Annotated in this window: 23 protein-coding genes and 2 other annotated features; of the genes, 1 reads left to right on the forward strand and 22 read right to left on the reverse strand. The window is 38.2% G+C overall.

What is annotated here, in order from left to right:
- Window positions 1-24: 24 nt before the first annotated feature.
- From AC3CH7_RS12165 to AC3CH7_RS12260, 20 genes are all read right to left on the reverse strand, one after another.
- On the reverse strand, window positions 25-480 hold the full coding sequence (locus AC3CH7_RS12165) for an ACT domain-containing protein (protein ID WP_004226679.1): 456 nt from the start codon (window positions 478-480) through the stop codon (window positions 25-27).
- Between the two features lie 24 nt (window positions 481-504).
- The gene (gene obgE / locus AC3CH7_RS12170; protein ID WP_036162247.1) at window positions 505-1,794 is read right to left on the reverse strand and encodes a GTPase ObgE; all 1,290 of its coding nucleotides are present in this window, start codon (window positions 1,792-1,794) and stop codon (window positions 505-507) included.
- A 5-nt stretch (window positions 1,795-1,799) separates the two neighbouring features.
- Complete coding sequence (locus AC3CH7_RS12175) at window positions 1,800-2,327, reverse strand: Spo0B domain-containing protein (protein WP_031419294.1); 528 nt, start codon at window positions 2,325-2,327, stop codon at window positions 1,800-1,802.
- A gap of 342 nt (window positions 2,328-2,669) precedes the next feature.
- A complete protein-coding gene (rpmA, locus tag AC3CH7_RS12180; protein WP_004226673.1) occupies window positions 2,670-2,969 on the reverse strand; it encodes a 50S ribosomal protein L27 in 300 nt (99 codons plus the stop codon).
- Window positions 2,966-3,322 (reverse strand): ribosomal-processing cysteine protease Prp, encoded by a 357-nt coding sequence (locus tag AC3CH7_RS12185; RefSeq protein ID WP_031419295.1) that lies wholly within the window; start codon window positions 3,320-3,322, stop codon window positions 2,966-2,968. The genes rpmA and AC3CH7_RS12185 overlap by 4 nt, the downstream gene beginning before the upstream one ends.
- Window positions 3,323-3,338: 16 nt before the next feature.
- Entirely contained in the window at window positions 3,339-3,647 is a 309-nt protein-coding gene (gene rplU / locus AC3CH7_RS12190) for a 50S ribosomal protein L21 (protein WP_012295462.1), read from the reverse strand.
- Window positions 3,648-3,661: 14 nt separating this feature from the next.
- Window positions 3,662-3,743 (reverse strand) — a sequence feature (ribosomal protein L21 leader region).
- 45 nt (window positions 3,744-3,788) lie between these two features.
- The gene (locus tag AC3CH7_RS12195; RefSeq protein ID WP_036217258.1) at window positions 3,789-4,400 is read right to left on the reverse strand and encodes a zinc metalloprotease; all 612 of its coding nucleotides are present in this window, start codon (window positions 4,398-4,400) and stop codon (window positions 3,789-3,791) included.
- Entirely contained in the window at window positions 4,390-4,944 is a 555-nt protein-coding gene (locus AC3CH7_RS12200; protein ID WP_447402475.1) for a peptidoglycan DD-metalloendopeptidase family protein, read from the reverse strand. The genes AC3CH7_RS12195 and AC3CH7_RS12200 overlap by 11 nt, the downstream gene beginning before the upstream one ends.
- Before the next feature lie 88 nt (window positions 4,945-5,032).
- A complete protein-coding gene (gene minD, locus AC3CH7_RS12205; protein ID WP_012295465.1) occupies window positions 5,033-5,830 on the reverse strand; it encodes a septum site-determining protein MinD in 798 nt (265 codons plus the stop codon).
- 1 nt (window position 5,831) lies between these two features.
- Complete coding sequence (gene minC, locus AC3CH7_RS12210; RefSeq protein WP_012295466.1) at window positions 5,832-6,500, reverse strand: septum site-determining protein MinC; 669 nt, start codon at window positions 6,498-6,500, stop codon at window positions 5,832-5,834.
- A gap of 27 nt (window positions 6,501-6,527) precedes the next feature.
- Window positions 6,528-7,052: a rod shape-determining protein MreD gene (gene mreD / locus AC3CH7_RS12215; RefSeq protein ID WP_004226656.1), complete on the reverse strand. Its 525-nt coding sequence runs from the start codon at window positions 7,050-7,052 to the stop codon at window positions 6,528-6,530.
- A complete protein-coding gene (gene mreC, locus AC3CH7_RS12220; RefSeq protein ID WP_031419298.1) occupies window positions 7,052-7,966 on the reverse strand; it encodes a rod shape-determining protein MreC in 915 nt (304 codons plus the stop codon). The genes mreD and mreC overlap by 1 nt, the downstream gene beginning before the upstream one ends.
- A 13-nt stretch (window positions 7,967-7,979) precedes the next feature.
- Window positions 7,980-8,999, reverse strand: a complete 1,020-nt coding sequence (locus tag AC3CH7_RS12225; RefSeq protein ID WP_012295469.1) for a rod shape-determining protein — start codon at window positions 8,997-8,999, stop codon at window positions 7,980-7,982.
- 591 nt (window positions 9,000-9,590) lie between these two features.
- Entirely contained in the window at window positions 9,591-10,262 is a 672-nt protein-coding gene (radC, locus tag AC3CH7_RS12230) for a RadC family protein (protein WP_012295470.1), read from the reverse strand.
- 33 nt (window positions 10,263-10,295) lie between these two features.
- On the reverse strand, window positions 10,296-10,889 hold the full coding sequence (locus AC3CH7_RS12235; protein ID WP_012295471.1) for a Maf family protein: 594 nt from the start codon (window positions 10,887-10,889) through the stop codon (window positions 10,296-10,298).
- 97 nt (window positions 10,890-10,986) lie between these two features.
- Window positions 10,987-11,631, reverse strand: a complete 645-nt coding sequence (locus AC3CH7_RS12240) for a hypothetical protein (RefSeq protein ID WP_012295472.1) — start codon at window positions 11,629-11,631, stop codon at window positions 10,987-10,989.
- 179 nt (window positions 11,632-11,810) lie between these two features.
- Window positions 11,811-13,061, reverse strand: a complete 1,251-nt coding sequence (locus tag AC3CH7_RS12245; protein WP_447402476.1) for a bifunctional folylpolyglutamate synthase/dihydrofolate synthase — start codon at window positions 13,059-13,061, stop codon at window positions 11,811-11,813.
- Window positions 13,058-14,338: a bifunctional folylpolyglutamate synthase/dihydrofolate synthase gene (locus tag AC3CH7_RS12250; protein ID WP_080717373.1), complete on the reverse strand. Its 1,281-nt coding sequence runs from the start codon at window positions 14,336-14,338 to the stop codon at window positions 13,058-13,060. The genes AC3CH7_RS12245 and AC3CH7_RS12250 overlap by 4 nt, the downstream gene beginning before the upstream one ends.
- A 137-nt stretch (window positions 14,339-14,475) precedes the next feature.
- The gene (locus AC3CH7_RS12255; protein WP_031419303.1) at window positions 14,476-14,874 is read right to left on the reverse strand and encodes a hypothetical protein; all 399 of its coding nucleotides are present in this window, start codon (window positions 14,872-14,874) and stop codon (window positions 14,476-14,478) included.
- Window positions 14,875-15,125: 251 nt separating this feature from the next.
- Window positions 15,126-17,771: a valine--tRNA ligase gene (locus AC3CH7_RS12260; protein WP_012295476.1), complete on the reverse strand. Its 2,646-nt coding sequence runs from the start codon at window positions 17,769-17,771 to the stop codon at window positions 15,126-15,128.
- Between the two features lie 72 nt (window positions 17,772-17,843).
- Window positions 17,844-18,101 (reverse strand) — a binding site (T-box leader).
- Window positions 18,102-18,203: 102 nt separating this feature from the next.
- On the opposite strand from AC3CH7_RS12260, the gene AC3CH7_RS12265 reads away from it, so the two are divergent.
- Window positions 18,204-18,398, forward strand: coding sequence for a hypothetical protein (locus AC3CH7_RS12265; RefSeq protein WP_080695224.1), 195 nt, complete (start codon window positions 18,204-18,206; stop codon window positions 18,396-18,398).
- On the opposite strand, the gene AC3CH7_RS12270 is transcribed toward AC3CH7_RS12265, so the two are convergent.
- Both AC3CH7_RS12270 and AC3CH7_RS12275 read right to left on the reverse strand, forming a co-directional pair.
- Entirely contained in the window at window positions 18,375-19,055 is a 681-nt protein-coding gene (locus tag AC3CH7_RS12270) for a hypothetical protein (protein ID WP_012295477.1), read from the reverse strand. The two genes, AC3CH7_RS12265 and AC3CH7_RS12270, sit on opposite strands and share 24 nt — an antisense overlap.
- A 174-nt stretch (window positions 19,056-19,229) precedes the next feature.
- Window positions 19,230-19,676, reverse strand: coding sequence for an SRPBCC family protein (locus AC3CH7_RS12275; protein ID WP_012295478.1), 447 nt, complete (start codon window positions 19,674-19,676; stop codon window positions 19,230-19,232).
- Between the last annotated feature and the right edge of the window lie 155 nt (window positions 19,677-19,831).

The following is a 19,831-nucleotide window of genomic DNA, read 5'->3' on the forward strand; positions in this document are numbered from 1 at the left end:
AAAGGATCGAACACCTTACTATGATTATAAAGCACCAGAACTAATGACTTCCGCTGACTCAACAAAATCTAACCGTTTTAATTGCTGGATTAGGTCATCAAGATCACATGTCATACTTGTTACATCTAGTGATAATGTAACATTGGCACGTCCCTGAATAGGGATTGTTTGATGAATCGTCAATACGTTACAATGTGTAATTGTCACAGTTTCTAGAAGCTTAGCAAGTGTTCCTTTTCTATCTTGAAGCTGTAAAAAGACTGTTAAAATGCGTTCCTGCACGATTGAATGAAAAGGAAAAACCGCATCACGATATTTGTAAAACGCACTTCGCGATAAATCCACCTGCTTTACCGCATCCCAAATGGAAGATACTGAACCACTTGATAATAAGTGTTTCGCCTCCAAAGTTTTTTGCATTGCATCCGTTAAAACATCCTCACGAACTAAATAATATCGCTGATTCGCAACATTCTTCATACGCTTCCCCCTAAAACTCATGTCTTAATCGACAAATTCAAATTCAAACTCTTGTAGGCGAACTGTATCGCCATCCTGTGCTCCACGTTCACGTAGAGCCTCGTCCACACCCATTGCACGCAATTGACGAGCAAAACGACGTATTCCATCTTCACGGCTAAAGTCCGTCATTTTAAATAAACGTTCAATGGCATAGCCACTAATAATAAATGTACCATCATCGTCACGAGTGATTTCAAAATCTTCACCTTTTGCCTCATGCTTGTACATAACCGTTGCGTCTGATTGTTCCTCTACTTCATCATACAGTGGGAATTCAGGCGTTACTTCTAATAGATCCGCAATAGCAAACAATAGCTCTTTTAATCCTTGACGAGAAACAGCAGAAATTGGGAAAATCTGAACGTCTTCCCCTACCTTTTGGCGGAATGCTGTTAAGTTTTCCTCTGCATCTGGCATATCCATTTTATTGGCTACAATAATTTGTGGACGCTCTGTTAACCGAAGATTATATTGTTTTAGTTCTTCATTGATTGTTAAATAATCCTCATATGGATCGCGACCTTCCATTCCTGACATATCAATCACATGGACAATAACGCGTGTACGTTCAATATGTCGTAAAAATTGGTGGCCTAATCCTACCCCTTCATGAGCTCCCTCAATTAGCCCTGGTAAATCTGCCATCGCAAAGCTTCGGTGATCATCTGTTTCAATCATGCCTAAGTTCGGTACAATTGTCGTGAAATGATACGCACCAATTTTTGGCTTAGCAGCAGAAACAACAGATAAAAGTGTTGATTTACCAACACTTGGGAAACCAACTAATCCTACATCTGCTAAAACTTTTAACTCTAATATAACATTTAATTCTTGTCCTGGCTCACCTTTTTCAGAAAGTTCTGGCGCTGGGTTGGCAGGTGTTGCAAAGCGAGAATTTCCACGTCCACCTCGCCCTGCTTTCGCAATAACGGCTCTTTGCCCATGCTCGACTAAGTCAGCAATAACAGCATTTGTTTCTTCATTCATAACCACTGTACCTGGTGGAACTTTAACAATTAAATCTTCCGCATTTTTACCGTGCATGCCTTTACTCATACCATGCTCGCCACGCGGTGCTTTAAAATGGCGTTTATAGCGGAAATCCATTAACGTACGTAAGCCTTCCTCTACTTCAAATACGACATTCCCGCCATGTCCACCATCTCCACCAGCTGGACCACCATTCGGTACATATTTTTCTCGGCGAAAGGCAACCATGCCATCTCCGCCGTCTCCACCTTTAACATAAATCTTTACGTGATCGACAAACATTTAGTTCACTCCCTATTTGCACTCAAGACATATTGCCAGCGTGTATTTGTCTGCTCAATTGTTTGAATGTCGAATTGTTTCAAACCTTTTTCGGTGAATGCATCAGCACTCCATAACCCATTTAGCGTGAATGTCACGGCAAATGTATGATCGTCAACACGTACATCAAGCGTTAGGATCTGCTCTGTAAATGGATCTAATGTATCATAAACATGCATAACTGTTTTGTTTAAGTAATCTACAACTTCCTGATCAATCTCATTGGTCACAGGCTTTTTTATCTCGCCGTTTATTTTCCAAGTGAAGGAAGGGAAACGCCATCCTGCTGTTTGGAGCCATTCAATTGTTTGTGGTAATTGTAGTCGATTGAGGATAGAAAACACTCTTAACTGTTCTGAAAAATGCTGAATAAGTTCCTTTGATTCATCAACTCTACCTAAATCTAAATTCATGCGAATCAATTGCAGTTGATTCACAAAATCATGATTTGCAAAACGTAATACTTCACTAATGGTTAGTGATTGATTGTTCATCCCATTCACTCCAATAAAGTTATCTTTACTAGTATAACAAGTTTTGCTGTATTTTTCCCTTAATTCTTTATTCAATTATCCCTGAGCATATTTGAATAAAGAATCAGTTTGCTTTGGACCAACAAGATGTTGATTAGTCCTTGCCTCAAGGCATGGCTACCATAGACAGAATTCCTTTATTTCGATGGTTTTAACTCTACTGAAATAAAATGAAAACCGTCATCACCTTGAGCTATTGATCCACGTTTAATTCTACAGTCGTCTGTTGAAAGAGGCTGAAATTTAGCCAAAAAAAGGACTGCAATAAATGCAGTCCTCCGCTTTATGATATCTTATAAAAGATTAAGCTTCTTGTGGTGCTGGGTATACAGATACTTGTTTGCGATCGCGACCTAAACGTTCGAATTTAACAACGCCGTCAACTTTAGCAAATAGTGTATCGTCACCACCACGACCTACGTTTGTACCTGGGTAAATTTTTGTACCGCGTTGACGGTAAAGAATTGAACCACCAGTTACGAATTGGCCATCAGCACGTTTAGCACCAAGTCGTTTAGACTCAGAGTCACGTCCGTTTTTAGTAGAACCTACCCCTTTTTTCGATGCAAAAAGTTGAAGGTCTAATGCTAATAATAATTTCATCGAGTTCCACCTCCTACTTGGTTGTAGTTGATTTGGATGTATTGTCCGTAATTCTGCACCATAGAATACACTTGGGCAGTCATTACTTGAACAATTAACTGTAGTTTTGCATCTACTTCAGGCTCTAAATCTGTTGGAAGATCCACCTTAAGATAGCCTCCACCTTCAGCAGCTTGTTCGACTTCTGGTTGAATTTGTAATAATGCATAAATAGCATTTACCGTACCAATGGCAATGGTAGATGCTCCTGCACATACTAAATCTTTCCCAGATTCATCGTACCCAGCATGTCCTGAAAATTCGAATGCTGACACATGTCTATTTTCATCATGATGAATCGTAACTTGTATCATTCGCTACACCTCACTATTAAGCGTTGATTGCTTCAACAACTAATTTTGTGTAAGGTTGACGGTGACCTTGTTTACGACGGTAGTTCTTTTTAGCTTTCAATTTGAAAACAACGATTTTTTTCGCACGGCCTTCTTTAACAACTTTCGCTGTTACAGTAGCACCATCTACGAATGGAGCACCAACTTTAACGTTTTCGCCACCTACGAATAAAACTTTATCAAAAGTTACAACCTCGTCAGCTTCTACGCCTAATTTTTCAACGTAGATTTCTTGACCAGCTTCTACTTTGATTTGTTTACCACCAGTTTCAATAATTGCGTACATTTTACTGCACCTCCTCTTAAACTCAGACTCGCCTGTTTTATAAAGGTGATCTTATAGTAAGATACTTATACCTTCCCAGAGCGGTTGTAGTAGCACGGGTGCTACAAACAATAACATTAAAATATTACCACACGGCTTTTTTTAAGTCAATCTATTCATAACATATTTTTCAAAAGCTATACGATATTTTCGGTAACGCCATTCTTTTAAAACTTGTAACCAAATGAATAAACAAATAATTGCTAAAAAAATAGATTGCGGTAGGAAATTTAAAGTTATCAGAAATAATGTAGTGGCCATTATGAAGGACAGCCAATAATACACTTCCACCACTTGAGCTTTTGGAAAATTTAAGAATAACCACGCTAACAATATCCTACCACCATCTAATGGTAGGATGGGGATCATATTCACTAATAATAGCACAAGTTGAACACTAATAAGCTTACCTGCAATTAGTTCAGGCATAAAAAAAGCGAGGCCAATCCCCAAGATAGTAGCGATTGGTCCTCCTAATGCAATCCATAGGAGTGACGATGCTTGCACAACCGCTGGATTTTCAAATTGTATTTCCCCCCCGTAAGGTGTAATAACACATGATTTCACTCTTACGCCGCACAGTAAAGCTACTAATAAATGACCTGCTTCATGCCACAATAGCGAGAAAAAAATAATAGCGTAATAAGCAAGTTGTCCACTAAAAATCATGACAAATACGAGAGGAATACAAAGAAGATGTAATTTAATCTTCATTAGTCTCCATCGTTTCCAACCATTGTACAATTTGCTCTAAATCGTAATGGCTATCTCCCTTTTCAATGGAAAGATAAAGTTGCCCAGCTTCTTTCATACCAATCAAATCATTTGCCTGTATAGATGTATACGGAAGCTGTGCTAAGCTATCTAGCATGCCATAAGAGACGGTTGTACCATCATCATAACTAATGGTCATAGTCTTACCAGTATATTTGGTATGACCTGTGAACACGACTAAACCATTCTGTCCGGCATAAACTGGTAAACCAACATCGTACTGCAATAAATATCCCTCTTTAAAAACCTGGGCATTAGCAAATGTTAAAAGATCTGCTTGCCCGACATCACTAGATACTGTAATGGTTTCATTTTCTTGGTCGAACCAACTTTGCCCTAGCTCACTTAAGTACGTTAAATCTGCCGAGGTTGTTACCATTTTTCGAATAGGAGTATCAACTACACCCTGATCTTCTAAACGAATTACAAGCATAGTTGCTGCCACAAGTAGTATCGTGATAAACCATTTCCATTTTTTAAACAAGCCCTCATCCTTTTTTCCACACTATATGTGATTGCATGTCCAAACATGCAAAAAACCTTCTCGCACAATTGCACGAAAAGGTTTTAATTTATCTTGAAAATAATGATTTAAGTTTTGAAAACATACCTCTTTGCTCATCTTGAATAGCCATTAATGGAACCGATTCGCCCAGAATACGACGTGCAATATTTCGATAGCCCAAAGATGCTTTATTAGCAGGGTCCATTACGATTGGTTCTCCTTTATTGGAAGATGAAATAACACCTTCACTATCAACAATAATTCCTAATAAATCGATAGACAAATGGGTTGTAATTTCATTAACATCCAAAGTGTCACCGCTCTTCATCATATGTTGTCGAATACGATTGATGATGAGCTTAGGAGCAGTTATGTCTTCCTGTTCTAATAAACCAATAATTCGATCTGCATCTCGAACAGCAGAAATTTCAGGTGTTGTGACAACAATCGCATGATCTGCACCTGCTACGGCATTTCTATAGCCTTGTTCAATACCTGCCGGACAATCTATTAATACATAATCATAGTCCCTTTTTAATTCCTCTACTAAGCTCTTCATTTGCTCAGGGGTAACAGCATTTTTATCTGTCGTTTGAGCAGCAGGTAATAAAAATAGTTTATCATCCACGCGCTTATCTTTAATCAATGCTTGATGTATTTTACAGCGCCCTTCTACTACATCTACTAGGTCATAAATAATACGATTTTCTAGGCCTAAAATAACATCTAAATTACGCAGGCCAATATCTGTATCAACTAAACATACTTTTTTACCTTGTAGAGCCAATGCAGTCCCAAGGTTAGCCGATGTCGTTGTTTTTCCGACACCACCTTTACCCGAAGTTATGACGATCGCTTCTCCCACACTAGCTTCCTCCCTTAGACACATTTAACAATGGTCGAATATTTTTTAAGGCGTGAATTTGATCGTACGTAATGCGTCCATCGTAACCAATAAATGCACAAGTCATTTCTGCTTGATTAATTTCTTTCACATGCTCATCTGACATTGCTTCCACTTGATCAGCAATCATAATATGCGTAGCTTCAAATTGAGAGGCAGCAATGATTGCTTCCTTATTGCCCTGTACACCAGCATGCACGATTCCTTTTAGTTTACCTAAGACATACACATTGCCACCAGCTTCAACCCGACCGTTTGGATTGACATTTCCTACAATGATAATGTCCCCAGACGAACGTAGAATCTGCCCTGATCTGACCACACCTAAATATGTATCTTGTTGACTTTCAATCATTTTCTGGTTGCTTTCATGGACAGTCAGTACTTCGCTTTGTACACTCGCTACAATGAGTTGCTCTGTTTCTTGCACAATATGGATAAGTTCATCGATCTGTTCATCAGTACAGTATCGATAGCCTAAGTATAATTGTACATCTACTTTACCATCGATACCGCCTTCTAACACTTTTTTCTTTAATTCTTCTACTAAATCGCTATAAGCACATTGGTCGTCAAGACGCAGTACAAATCCGTCCTTCGTTCCCTTCATATTAACTAATTGTTTTTTCATGAATGCCTCACCTCACGTTGTTCTTTGTTAAGAAACCTCACGTGCTCTCTGTAAGACACGCGCATTAATTAGATACTTGAAGGCCCAACCAAGAATCATTAAAAATAAAGCATTTGCAATGATTGTTGGCAGTAGTCGTGAACGTAAGAAATCTGCTAAAGGTATTGCTGTAAAATCGATCAAGAAGAAAAATTGATAGAGTATAAATTCTAAAATGGCTACTAACACAACTGAAATAGTTGTTGTTACGACTAAGTGCTGATGTATAACTTTCACGATAGACCCTGCTAAAAAACATATAAGTGGATATAGAACTGAATATAATCCAATAATATCAATGTAAAACACATCATACAAGACACCAAAAAAAAGTCCATACATTACCGCGCGTTGACGGCTGTAATAGATGGAGATAAAAATGAGATATAAGATTAAAAAACGCGGTACTAGAAAATACACTTCCCCCTTAATTTCAATTGGAGAAAGCATCGCAAACTCTGGTTCTAGCAAGAATAGTAAAACCGCCACAGAAGGAATGAGAAAACGAACCATCATTCCGCCTCCTCTTCATTCGTATCTTGCGGGTTTGTTAAATCTTCGTTCGTTGAGCTACCATCTGAACCATCAATAACTGTAGATGTACGCTTAGCAATAACAACATGCTCTAAAATCGAAAAATCAGCAGATGGTCTGACATACGCCATTTTTGTTAAGCCGTGATCATCTGTACTAACCTCTGTAATTTCTCCGATAGGGACACCTTTAGGGAAAATACCTCCGAGTCCTGAAGAAACTACCTGCTCGCCTTCTTTAACCTTAAAACTAGAATCGATTCGCTTCATAATGAGTTCATTACGTTCTTCATCAAAGCCCTCGATTAAACCGTATGCTTCTTTTTCACCTAACACCATTGCAGAAACACGATAGTTAGGATTATTTGTATTTAAAAGCTCTACCTCAGAAGTGAAAGGCGTCACTAGTGTAATTTTCCCAACTAGCCCCTTCGCCGTCATAACTGCCATGTTTTTTTGAACTCCATGAGAAGATCCTTTGTCTAAAATGATTTTCTCTTCCCATTGGTCAGGATTTCTAGCAATCACTGTTGCTTGAATAGGATTATACGCCTTTAAGCTCTCACTTTTATCCAAAAGCTCACGAAGCTTTTTATTCTCTGATTTTAAATCCGTAGCCTCAGCTTGTACAACTGCAAAATCTTCTAAGCGTGCTTTTAAACGTTTATTTTCTTCGTACGTGTTTAAGAGGGAGTCAATACTATTAAAAATACCATTAACATAATTCGCCGGCTTCGCAACAAGCGATTGTGCGACGCCGACAGTATCTTTAATAATTTGCTCTGGTAAAGTAGCATTCGTCCGATCACGTAATGAGAAGCTAATCAATGCCACAAGAAAAACCATGCCTACGAGCAGCAAAATTACTTTCTTATTGAAAAAAAAATGTGGCATTGCCTAAACCTCCTTACCCTTTAACCTGTTGTTGACGAATTAAGTCCATATGATCTAAAGCTTTACCCGTACCAATTGCTACACAGTCTAAAGGATCTTCTGCGATAAATACTGGCATATTTGTTTCTTTACTAATCACTTTATCTAAGTTTGTTAATAGTGCGCCACCGCCAGTTAATACGATACCGCGCTCCATCACGTCCGCAGATAATTCGGGAGGTGTCTGTTCTAATGTTTTTCGAACGCCATCAATAATTGATGCAACTGCTTCGCGTAATGACTCAGAAATTTCTTGTGAAGAGATTTCAATTGTTTTTGGTAAACCTGTTAGAAGGTCACGACCTCTAATTTCCATCTTCTCTTCTGGTCCTTCAGCTAATGCCGTACCAATTTCCATTTTTACCGCTTCTGCAGTACGTTCACCAATTGTTAAATTATACGTTTTACGGATATATGAAATGATAGATTGATCCATTGCGTCCCCACCAACACGTACGGACTCACTTGTTACAATACCGCCTAGTGAAATAACAGCTACTTCTGTTGTACCACCGCCGATGTCAACTACCATTGACCCTGTTGGATCCCATACTGGTAAATTTGATCCGATTGCCGCTGCAAATGGCTCTTCGATTGTGAAAGCCTCTTTTGCGCCCGCTTGTCGAGCTGCATCAATAACCGCACGTTGTTCCACTGAAGTAATACCATAAGGCACACAAATCATAACATTTGGTTTTTTCCAATTGCCGCCAGAATTTTTAGAGGCTTCTCTTAAATAATACTGAATCATTGCTGTCGTAATATCGAAATCAGCGATAACGCCATCTTTCATTGGGCGAATTGCTACGATTGAGCCAGGTGTACGACCAATCATATTTTTAGCATCATTACCAACGGCAACGATATCTCCCGTTTTCGTATTTTTTGCTACTACTGAAGGTTCGCGTAAAACGATTCCCTTTCCTTTAATAAACACTAATGTATTCGCTGTGCCGAGGTCAATCCCGACATCTTTGCTTCCTAGTCCAAACAAATTGTGTACTCCCTTTCTATTTAAGCCATACTTTCATTGACATCCATTATCTTTGACAGTCATGTATAGGAATTTGAATTGTATAAAAATACAATTGACTCCTCCTCAAAACCCATAACACTCCGCCAAAGTTTTTATCTTCATCAGTTAGTGTTTCACACCTTGAAAAAACTACACACTTATTTAGCTCACCATCATTTTCGATGGGAGTCTTTCCTGAATCAAGATAAAATTCATACCCTTCATTATAACGGAAAAGCGCAAGAATTTGTAGTGTCACATACTTTATCTCGCAGAAAAGATACTATTTTAATTCCCTCTTAAACTAAAAATAGTACGTATAGATTAGCATATAATTTTTATTCTCATAAGACAATGTGTATCAAGCTACCAATTTTTGTGAAGATAATATCAGTTTCTAGAATACATTAACGATTTGAATCGAAAAAGGTTCGCCATTAAACCACAAAAAAATACAAAAATTTTAGGAAAATGCCTCTATTGTCATAGCGATAAGATATTCAAATTTGATTGTAAAGCTCTCCTAAGACATCTAATCAAACTAAAAAACTCTGCAAATTTCTTGCAGAGTTAAAAATACCCTTTTTCCTTCAAACTAATGAATTGGTGATCGCCGATAATTACATGATCAATTAATTCAATCCCCATAATATAACCAGCCTCTTCAATTCGCTTTGTGACCTCAATGTCCTCCTCACTTGGAGTTGGTACTCCACTAGGATGATTATGCGCACAAATAATTGAAGCAGCAGATCGCTTCACTGCTTCTCGAAAAATTTCCCGTGGGTGCACGATAGAGGCATTTAAGCTGCCAATGAAAATCGTTTGTCTGTGAATGATTTGGTTTTTGATATTTAAAAAAAGAACAACAAAATGTTCCTGATTAAGAGAAGTCATGTCAGGCATTAAATAAGCAGCCGCATCTTGTGGAGAACGAATTGTAAATTTTTCATCATTTTGTTTTTGAGCGAGTCGTCGACCAAGTTCAATGGCGGCTAATAATTGAATAGCCTTTACCTCACCAATTCCTTTAATAGCGACCATTTCCTCAATGGTAGCGTGTTTTAAATAATGGAGACGTTCGAAAACAGTTAATACTCTATTCGCGAGGACAAGAACGGATTCTTCTTTTGTGCCAGTCCTCAATAAAATAGCAATTAGCTCTTGATTGGATAGACTTTCTGCCCCTTGTCGCATTAGTCTTTCACGCGGGCGATCCTCCAAATGAACATCACGTAACATCAAAGTAGGTAAAGCTTTATCTAGCAAAAATGCTCACTCCTTCGCATATTGGACTATTTGTAGGTTGACCAATTGCGAAAACAACGCTGCAAGTGGTAAACCTACAACATTGTTATAATCTCCTTCAATTCGTTTCACTAAAAGTGTGCCTAACGTCTGAATACCATAGCCTCCTGCTTTATCGAAAGGATCTCCAGAATCGACATAGGCTTCAATCAATACCTTCGATAGAGGATGAAAAACAACTGTGGTTTCTTCCACAAAGAGGTTTTCCTTCCCATTAGGTTCAATAATAGCGACCGCTGTCATCACGACGTGTTTACGGTCTGATAAACGTAATAAATGAGCAATAGCTTCCTCACGAGATTTTGGTTTATGTAGCAGCTCATCATTGTCGACAACAATTGTATCAGCACCAATGATTGTTGCATTGGATACTTTTTTCGCTACATCTCGTGTTTTTAAGAGGGCTACTCCTTTTACATATTCCTGCATGGAACTTGCTTGTACACTTGTTTCTTCAACTTCACTTGTCATGACCTCAAACGGAAGTGCTAACATTTCTAACAATTCCTTTCTTCTTGGTGAAGCAGAGGCAAGTATAAGCTTGTGGTTTGTTTTTAACATGATCCGACCATCCTTCCTTATCCTTATGATACAGAAGAATGTTCGATTTGAAAATTTTCTAAAAATCAAGATAATAATGATTTACTATCTTTTACTTTTAAAATTTCACTTGGAGACAAGTATTTTTCGCCTGATAATGAGCAAAAACTTGCAAACGGATGACGCTGACATCGTTAGAAATAGTAGAGGCAGCCGCTCCAATTGATTGCCAATCCTCAGGTAAAGTTGAATCCTTCCCGTTTTCCTTAAAATTTAATTTTGTAGCTTTTTTGTCTGCTAATGCTGTTGGCAGTTCTACAAGAGTTGGCTCCTTACAGCTTTCACCACTAACACTAAATGCTTTTTTAAAGGTTGCGGGTTCCTGTAAAAATTTAAGCTGACTTTCTTCATTTACCATGCTTGTCCAAACATAAAACTTACCATCAACCTCAATAATGGCGCTCTCTTTTAATGCAGGATACTCAGCAACAAATGCACTTGCACTCTCATAGTTAGAATATACGCCTGCTTGACTAGCATAAAACATAGGTGCATTAGATGTACTGGTTGTCTCACCGGCAGTTGGAATGGTTTCTGATTGTGATTGATTAGTTGCCACATCACTACCCTTATTCTTTATCGGTAACTGGGTACTGGCTTGTAAAACACCTAAAAAAATGGCTACACCTAACAAACCCACAAATCCACCAATAATCATTGCCCGAAATATTTGTTTTTTCATCACATGACTTACAATTTTCATCCATCTATCACCTCATCCTTCCACCTATCCGTACACGTTTCAATAAAACGAGATTTCAATATATAAAAGTATATGTAGAATTAGTGGTGTAAATGCGAATTTAATGAGATTTGATTCATAACAAAAGCGGCATACATTCATAAAAAAACTAGGACTTCCTATTAGGAGCCCTAGTCATTTCATACTTTTAAGCTATTTCGTACTGCCGTTAATAAATATAATGAGCCAGATACAACCGTTCTTCGCTTGCTGTCTGATTGTACCTGTAAAAATTGCACATAATCCACTAAGATATTTTTAGATGTTGCTTTGGAAAGACCCAGCAAATTTTGCGCAGCCATCGCTCTTGGTTTATCAAAATCAACAAAATAAAATTCATCACTAACTTGCTCTAACAGTCGAAGAATTTGTTGAACATCTTTGTCTGCTAGTATGCCCACAACAAATGTGATTTGCTCTCCTGGAAACTCATTTTTTATCGTTTCTACTAATGTTTCAGCACTGGCTGGGTTATGCGCCCCATCGACAATAACAAATGGTATGATTTCTTCAAAACGGCCTAAAATAGCCGCTTTTTTCACAGCCTCTCGAACTGCTGTTTTTTTCACAGGCACATTAAAAAATGCTGCCACTTCAAGGAATGCTGAGATAGCAAGTGCCATATTATTGGCCTGATGAGGCCCTTTCATTGAACGTGTTAGATGGGAGAATTGGACATTTCGTCCGTCATTTAAATAACATTCTCCTTCAGTCGATGAGGATATTGAAAAATGTTGACCTATTTCATATACGTTGGCTTTTTTCTGAGCAGCCTCTGCATAAACAACACGCTTGGCATCTTCTGGCAAATTACCGATAATGACAGGGCGATTTTGTTTAATAATACCTGCTTTATGGCGCGCAATACTGTCAATTGTATTGCCCAAAAATTGGGTGTGCTCTAAAGCTATACTTGGGATAATGGAGACGATGGGTATGACCACATTCGTACTATCCAATAATCCCCCCATACCCGCTTCAATCAATGAAAGATCAACATCATTATTCACAAAATATAAAAATGCTGCCACAGTCAAAAGTTCAAAATCTGTTAGTTTCCCACTTAAACCGGCTGCATGCATTTGTCGAAAAACGGCATCCATATCAGCTTCGGTAATAGGTTGACCATCTATTTGAATTTGGTCGTGCACATCGACTATACAAGGTGACATAAATTTACCCACTCGTAATGTATGTTCTTTGGCGAGAGCCTCAAGAAAGGTTAATGTGGAGCCCTTCCCATTTGTGCCTGCCAAGTGTACAACATGTAAGGCTTGCTGAGGGTTTCCAACTAATAGCAAAGCCTCCTCCATCGCCACAAGACCAGGTTTTATGACATCATCACTGTGGACAGCCCACTTCTCTTTATAGTGATTGAATCCCGGTATCATCGTCCTTCCTCCTGTAGCCACTGGCGAACATTCGCTATGAAATATAAAGAACCGGTAATCACAACAACATCCTCTTCAGCTCTTTCACGTAGTACAGTTTGTACAGATTCCATCCAATCCTCATGGTACGATTTATTGGCATTCGTTGATAATATGGATAAATCTTTAGCAGGCATTGCATTGGGTAGGTTAATTTGTGTAAAAGTAATTGACGTTGCAACATCATCCATTAGTGCAATACTATTTGCGTGATCCTTATCTGCTAATGCTGCATACACAAAACGATAATGGCTTTTTGGAAATACATTTTTAAGTGTTTGGATAAGTGCAGCAGTCCCCTCTGAATTATGGGCACCATCTAAAACAATTTTTTGTGGCCATTGTTCGAAGCGACCAGCCCAATGTGCATATAGAAGTCCATGCCGAATGGATTGGTCTGACAGGGTAATGGCTCCCTCTTCCCGTAATGCGAGGATTGCTGTAATGGCAAGGCTTGCATTATTGATTTGATGGGGACCAGCCATTTTTAAAGCTATATCAGTCATTACAATATTACTCTTTTCATACGTGAATTGCTGAACGTCTGTACCTTGTAAAATATCTGAAACAGTAAAATCTTGTCCTAAAATGAAGCATTGAGCCTGTTGTGCATCTGCTGTTTGTTTTATAACAGCTAATGCTTCTTCATTGCTAACCCCTATAACAACCGGAACACCCTTTTTTATGATGCCAGCCTTTTCAGAGGCAACCTTGGCAAATGTATCACCTAAAAAGGCAGTATGCTCAAGTGAAATTGTCGTAATAATTGCTAGTAGTGGCGACACGACATTGGTTGCATCTAAACGCCCTCCAAGCCCCGTTTCAATAAGCGCTATATCAATTCCCTGATCGGCAAAAAATTGAAACATTACTAGTGTTACTACTTCAAAAAAGCTTGGAAAATCTCCATTATACTGTTCTTCTATAATCTTAGCTAGTTTATTGAAATAGTATAAAAATTGTTCATCAGTTATCGGCTCACCATTAATGGTCATCCTTTCATTAACTCGCTCTAAATGTGGGGAAGTAAATGCCCCTACTTGGTACCCAGCGTGTTGTAGCATTTCTCTAAGGGCATTCACTGTAGAACCCTTTCCATTCGAACCGGCCACATGAATCACGCGTAGTTTATTGTGAGGATTCTCTAAATGTGCTAGTACTTCTTTCATTAGTACAAGCGGTGCACGTTTATGGTCAACGGCTTTTAGGGTAAAAATAAATTCCGTACATTCGTTCATTGTGTTAAACAAAAGAAACACTCCCTCTTACTGCAATATCTCTATTTTAGTACAAGTAACATTTAATAACATAGATTAATGACAAAAAAATAGAAAAAACACACAGCTAGCTACTGCGTGTTTGATAAGTAATTCGGTTAATGTACTTGGTGAGTCCCTAGCAGAGCACCCATATTGTCCAAAATAATTCTTGCATCATTGTTTAATAAAGGTATAACATCAGGACGTTGTACTAATTCAAAAGAATTTTTTAATGTTCTTTTTAACATTGAAATATCAAAATTCGAGCAATACTCATTTATTCTATTGATGATTAACATATCTGCCCGTGATAGTTTTGTACACTCCTGTTGAGTTTGCCTATTTGCTAATACATGTTTAATAAGCACACGCGCACTGGTATTTAATAAACGATAATTTTTCGCTTCTGATAATTTTACTAGATTTGTTTCAATTAATACCCTTGCACTAACAAAATCTAAGTCATCACATGCTTTATTGACTTTCGTAATATAGGTTGTCATATTACCTGTCATTTTCACATCTCCATTCATACCTCAAACCCGCAAAAAAACGTTCAATTGCCATAGCTATTTCATTACAGATCATTTTTCTCGATTACACAACATCATATTAGGTTTTGTTTCCTACTACATTAATAAACACCCTAACCTATTAGACTAATTATTCTAAATAGTACTATATATTTTTACCCATTTCAACGCATAACTTTTGCTCCATATAAAAAAAGCAATGGATGACTTTATTGTCATCCATTGCTCAACTATTACATATTTTTTAGTTCTTCTAAACGTTTTAATACAACCGCGTGCTTACTTTCATAATCTGCTAATTTTTCACGTTCAACATTTACTAATGCCTCAGGTGCTTTCGATACGAACTTTTCATTTGATAGCTTACCTGTCACTAACTTTACTTCTTTCGCCCATTTCTCTAACTCTTTTTCAAGACGAGCGATTTCTTCCTCTAAATTAATTAGCCCAACAAGTGGTAGGAAAACTTGGGCACCTGTAATAACTGCTGTCATCGATTGACCTGGTGCCTCTAAACCTTCACCAATTGTTAACGTATCTGGATTACAGAATTTCTCTAAATAAGCTTTATTCGCTTCAAGTACTGCCACTGTTGCAGCATCTTTCGCAGAGATAAACAACGGCACTTTTTTGCTCATTGGCGTGTTTACTTCCGCACGAATATTACGAACTGAACGTATAATATCCATTAGGAGCTTCATATTATCTGATTCGTCAGCAAAATGAAGATCCGTGCGTACTGTTGGCCATGCAGCTACTGTAATTGATTCTCCATCATGTGGTAAGTGTTGCCAAATTTCTTCTGTAATGAATGGCATAAATGGATGTAATAGACGCATCGTTTGATCGAGTACGTACGCTAAAATAGAACGAGTTGTCTTTTTAGCAGCTTCATCCTCACCATAAAGTGGTAACTTCGCCATTTCAATATACCAAGAACAGAAATCATCCCAAATGAAATTGTAAAGCTCACGACCAACTTCACCAAACTCATAGCGCTCTGCCAGAGATGTTACACGTTCAATTGTTTCATTTAAGCGTGTTAAAATCCATTTGTCAGCAACTGATTTTTCACCTGTTAAATCAATTTCATCATATGTCATTCCATCCATATTCATAAGTGCAAAACGGGATGCATTCCAAATCTTATTCGAAAAATTCCATACAGCCTCTACTTTCTCAGTAGTATAGCGTAAGTCTTGACCAGGTGATGAACCTGTTGCTAAGAAGTAGCGTAATGAGTCTGCACCATACTGCTCAATAACATCCATTGGATCTACACCATTGCCAAGTGACTTACTCATTTTTCGCCCTTCACCATCACGTACTAATCCGTGAATTAATACATCCTTGAATGGGCGTTGTTCTGTAAATTCAAGACCTTGGAAAATCATTCGAGATACCCAGAAGAAAATAATATCATAGCCTGTTACGAGTGTATTTGTTGGGTAATAACGTTTATATTCTTCATTTGCCTCGTCTGGCCAGCCCATTGTAGAAAACGGCCATAGTGCTGAAGAGAACCATGTATCTAGTACATCTTCATCCTGTGTCCAATTTTCTGCATCAACCGGTGCTTCTTTTCCTACGTAAATTTCACCTGTTTCATTATGGTACCAAGCTGGGATTTGATGGCCCCACCATAATTGACGAGAAATACACCAATCACGAATATTTTCCATCCAGCGAGAATAAGTGTTTTCAAAACGAGCTGGAACAAAGTTTACTTTACCTTCTTGGTCTTTTTGAAGCTCTAATGAAGAGTCTGCAAGTGGTTGCATTTTAACGAACCATTGTGCTGAAAGATATGGCTCTACAACAGCACCAGAGCGTTCAGAATGCCCTACTGAATGCATATGTTCTTCGATGCGTATTAACACGCCTGCTTCTTGTAAATCAGCAACAATTTGTTTACGGCATTCAAAGCGGTCCATACCGTTGTATTTGCCAGCAAGTTCGTTCATTGTGCCATCTTCATTCATCACAAGGATACGCTCAAGGTTGTGACGATTACCAACTTCAAAGTCATTTGGATCATGTGCAGGTGTCATTTTTACAACCCCTGTTCCAAATTCCATATCAACATAGTCATCAGCTACAATCGGAATTTCGCGACCTACAATCGGTAAGATAACTGTTTTACCAATTAAATGCTGATAACGTTCATCTTTCGGGTGAACAGCTACTCCAGAGTCGCCAAGCATTGTCTCAGGACGTGTTGTCGCAACCTCTACATATCCTGAGCCATCAGCCAAAGGATATTTCATATGATAGAAGGCACCCTGCACATCCTGGTAAATAACCTCAATATCAGACAATGCCGTTTTAGCAGCCGGATCCCAGTTAATAATGCGTTCACCACGATAGATTAAGCCTTTTTCATATAATTGAACAAATACTGTGTTAACTGCCTCTGAAAGACCTTTATCAAGTGTGAAACGCTCACGTGTGTAGTCTAATCCAAGGCCAAGCTTTGCCCATTGATCACGAATATGTCCAGCATATTCTTCTTTCCATTCCCATGTCTTCTCGAGGAATTTTTCACGTCCTAAATCATAACGTGTAATATTATCCTCACGTAGCTTTGCTTCTACTTTTGCCTGTGTAGCAATACCGGCATGGTCCATACCTGGTAACCAAAGTGCATCATATCCTTGCATACGCTTCATACGAATGAGGATGTCTTGTAAAGTCGTATCCCATGCATGACCAAGGTGTAATTTACCTGTTACGTTCGGTGGTGGAATAACAATTGAATAAGGTTTTTTCCCGCTTTCTGGCTGCGCCTCAAAAAATTTCCCTTGTAGCCACCATTCATAGCGACCGGCTTCAATGGACTGTGGGTCATATTTAGTTGGCATTGAAATGTTTTCTGTCATATTGACTCCTCCTAATGTTTGAAGACTATTGATAAAGCAATCACTTTACCAAATAAAAAAACTCCTCTCGTCTAAAAGGACGAAGGAGTTTTAGTTCGCGGTACCACCTTTAATTCCAGCAGCGGTTAAGAAAATGATCATCGAATACATTTCTCAGCCTTATCTACTGGCTCTTAATTCGGTAACGGTGTTTAACCGGCTTTAACTACTGTTAGTTCACTAAAGCTGCTCAAGGGCTACCTTCAATTAAGTACAAATAGAAACTTCTCAGCTACCGTTTCCTCTCTGAAAATGTAAGCATAATTTACTCTTCCCTATCATAGCATCTGTATTTAATTTTCCTTATTGTACCGCAAAAACGTGTAATTTTTCAAGTGATTTAGTCATCTTTTAATAAGAGTAAAGTAAATAGAAAAGGAAGTGAATTTTCAAATGCGTCGACGCAAGTATAACCCCTGGCTTTTACCACCTTGGATAAGGCAAGTTCGTTTTTACTGTAGAACGATTATCGTGCCGATTTGTTGTTTTCAGTTTATTCGTGTCATTATTGTTCCAACATCCGGTGATTTAATTTTCTTATTACTCTTGCTACTTCTCAGCTATTTACTTTTGAAAGACATCATTTGATACACGAACTTTAAGCGGTGTATATTCTTCTGTTAGATCCCAAATCATAGAAGGCACTTCATGCCAAGAGCTGGACTCACGTACAACAATATGACTTGAGGATTCTCTCAAAATTGTTTTTTGGTCAACTGTTGTAGTCTTCTCTTGGTGTGAAGCCGCTACTACTGCGGTAGTTTGTTTTTTCACTTGCGTGCTTTCTTCCAGCACAGCAAGTGTCTCTTCATGTTCAAAGGCACTGGCAGTAAAGGGCTGATTTTCGATCACATGGTCATTTTCAACAACTGGCTCATATTCGTTAAAAACGCTTGTGACTGTCCACTCGAGCTGACATTTCTGATTCGTCAAGCTCGGTCGAATATCTTTGACCATTATATCCTTCAGGTCTGATTCTTTTGGTAAATCGACATGTAATGGCACGGCATACTCAAAATAACCTGTATCTCCTTGGACATCTAGGGCATCAATTGAAATTAAATCCTCATCGCCTGTAAAAGCTTGCATATTTTGAAAATCGAAGCGTACATGTGCGGTGATATGATATATGCCTATTAGTCGAAGTGAATCCTCTAACTGCATTGCTTGCCACTGTGGCTTAATTTGCACTGCCGCTATTTCTGTTGGGCAACCGTACCCAGGAAAACAAAATGTTTCGCTCATGTTCCATGTTTTGTGTTCGATAATAATCCCTCCCTTTGCATCATATGTCTTATAAGGGGATAGTATGCTAGAAAGCTTCCTATTGAACAGTATAAAAAAGAGGCAATTAGTATAAAAATGGCATGCTAGAACATTACTTCTAGCATGCCATTTTTATGAATGTACTAACATCCGTTAAACATGTACTAATTTAATTTTATTCGCTACACGATCTGTTAATATTTGTGTTGCCTTTGGTACAATCGGCTTGAAAATCGGGTTTAAAACAGGGCCAGCTAACCCACCAGCAATCACTTCTAAGAAGCCTGTCATTTTTGTATTTTCAGCATCGATGCTTTCTGCAAGGAAATAGCCATTTCCTGTAAAATTATCAGAAAGACCTTTTAGTTCAAATGTTACTTTAGATGGGGCTACCCACTCCAAAATAATAATTTCTACTTCTACTGTTTTTTTCAGAACTCCAACATTTCCTTTAAAAGTCCATGTTGAATGTTTGTCATCAATCATTTCATGTGCGTTATAACCTGGGACAAGCTTTGCCCATTTCTCCATATCACTGACGAAATCCCATACATGTTCAATTCCTACGGGTACTTCGACTGTATGTGTGCCTGTTGCCATATTAATTCACTACTTTCTTTTATGAATAGCTATATTATAAACGATATCGTCCACATTTTGGCTATGCTGAAAGATATAATTTTGACAAAAGCAGGTCCTTCATCCAGTATAGATGATTGTCCCTGGTAGTTAATATATGCTATATTTTCTCTTTT

This window comes from Lysinibacillus sp. F12, assembly GCF_057773605.1.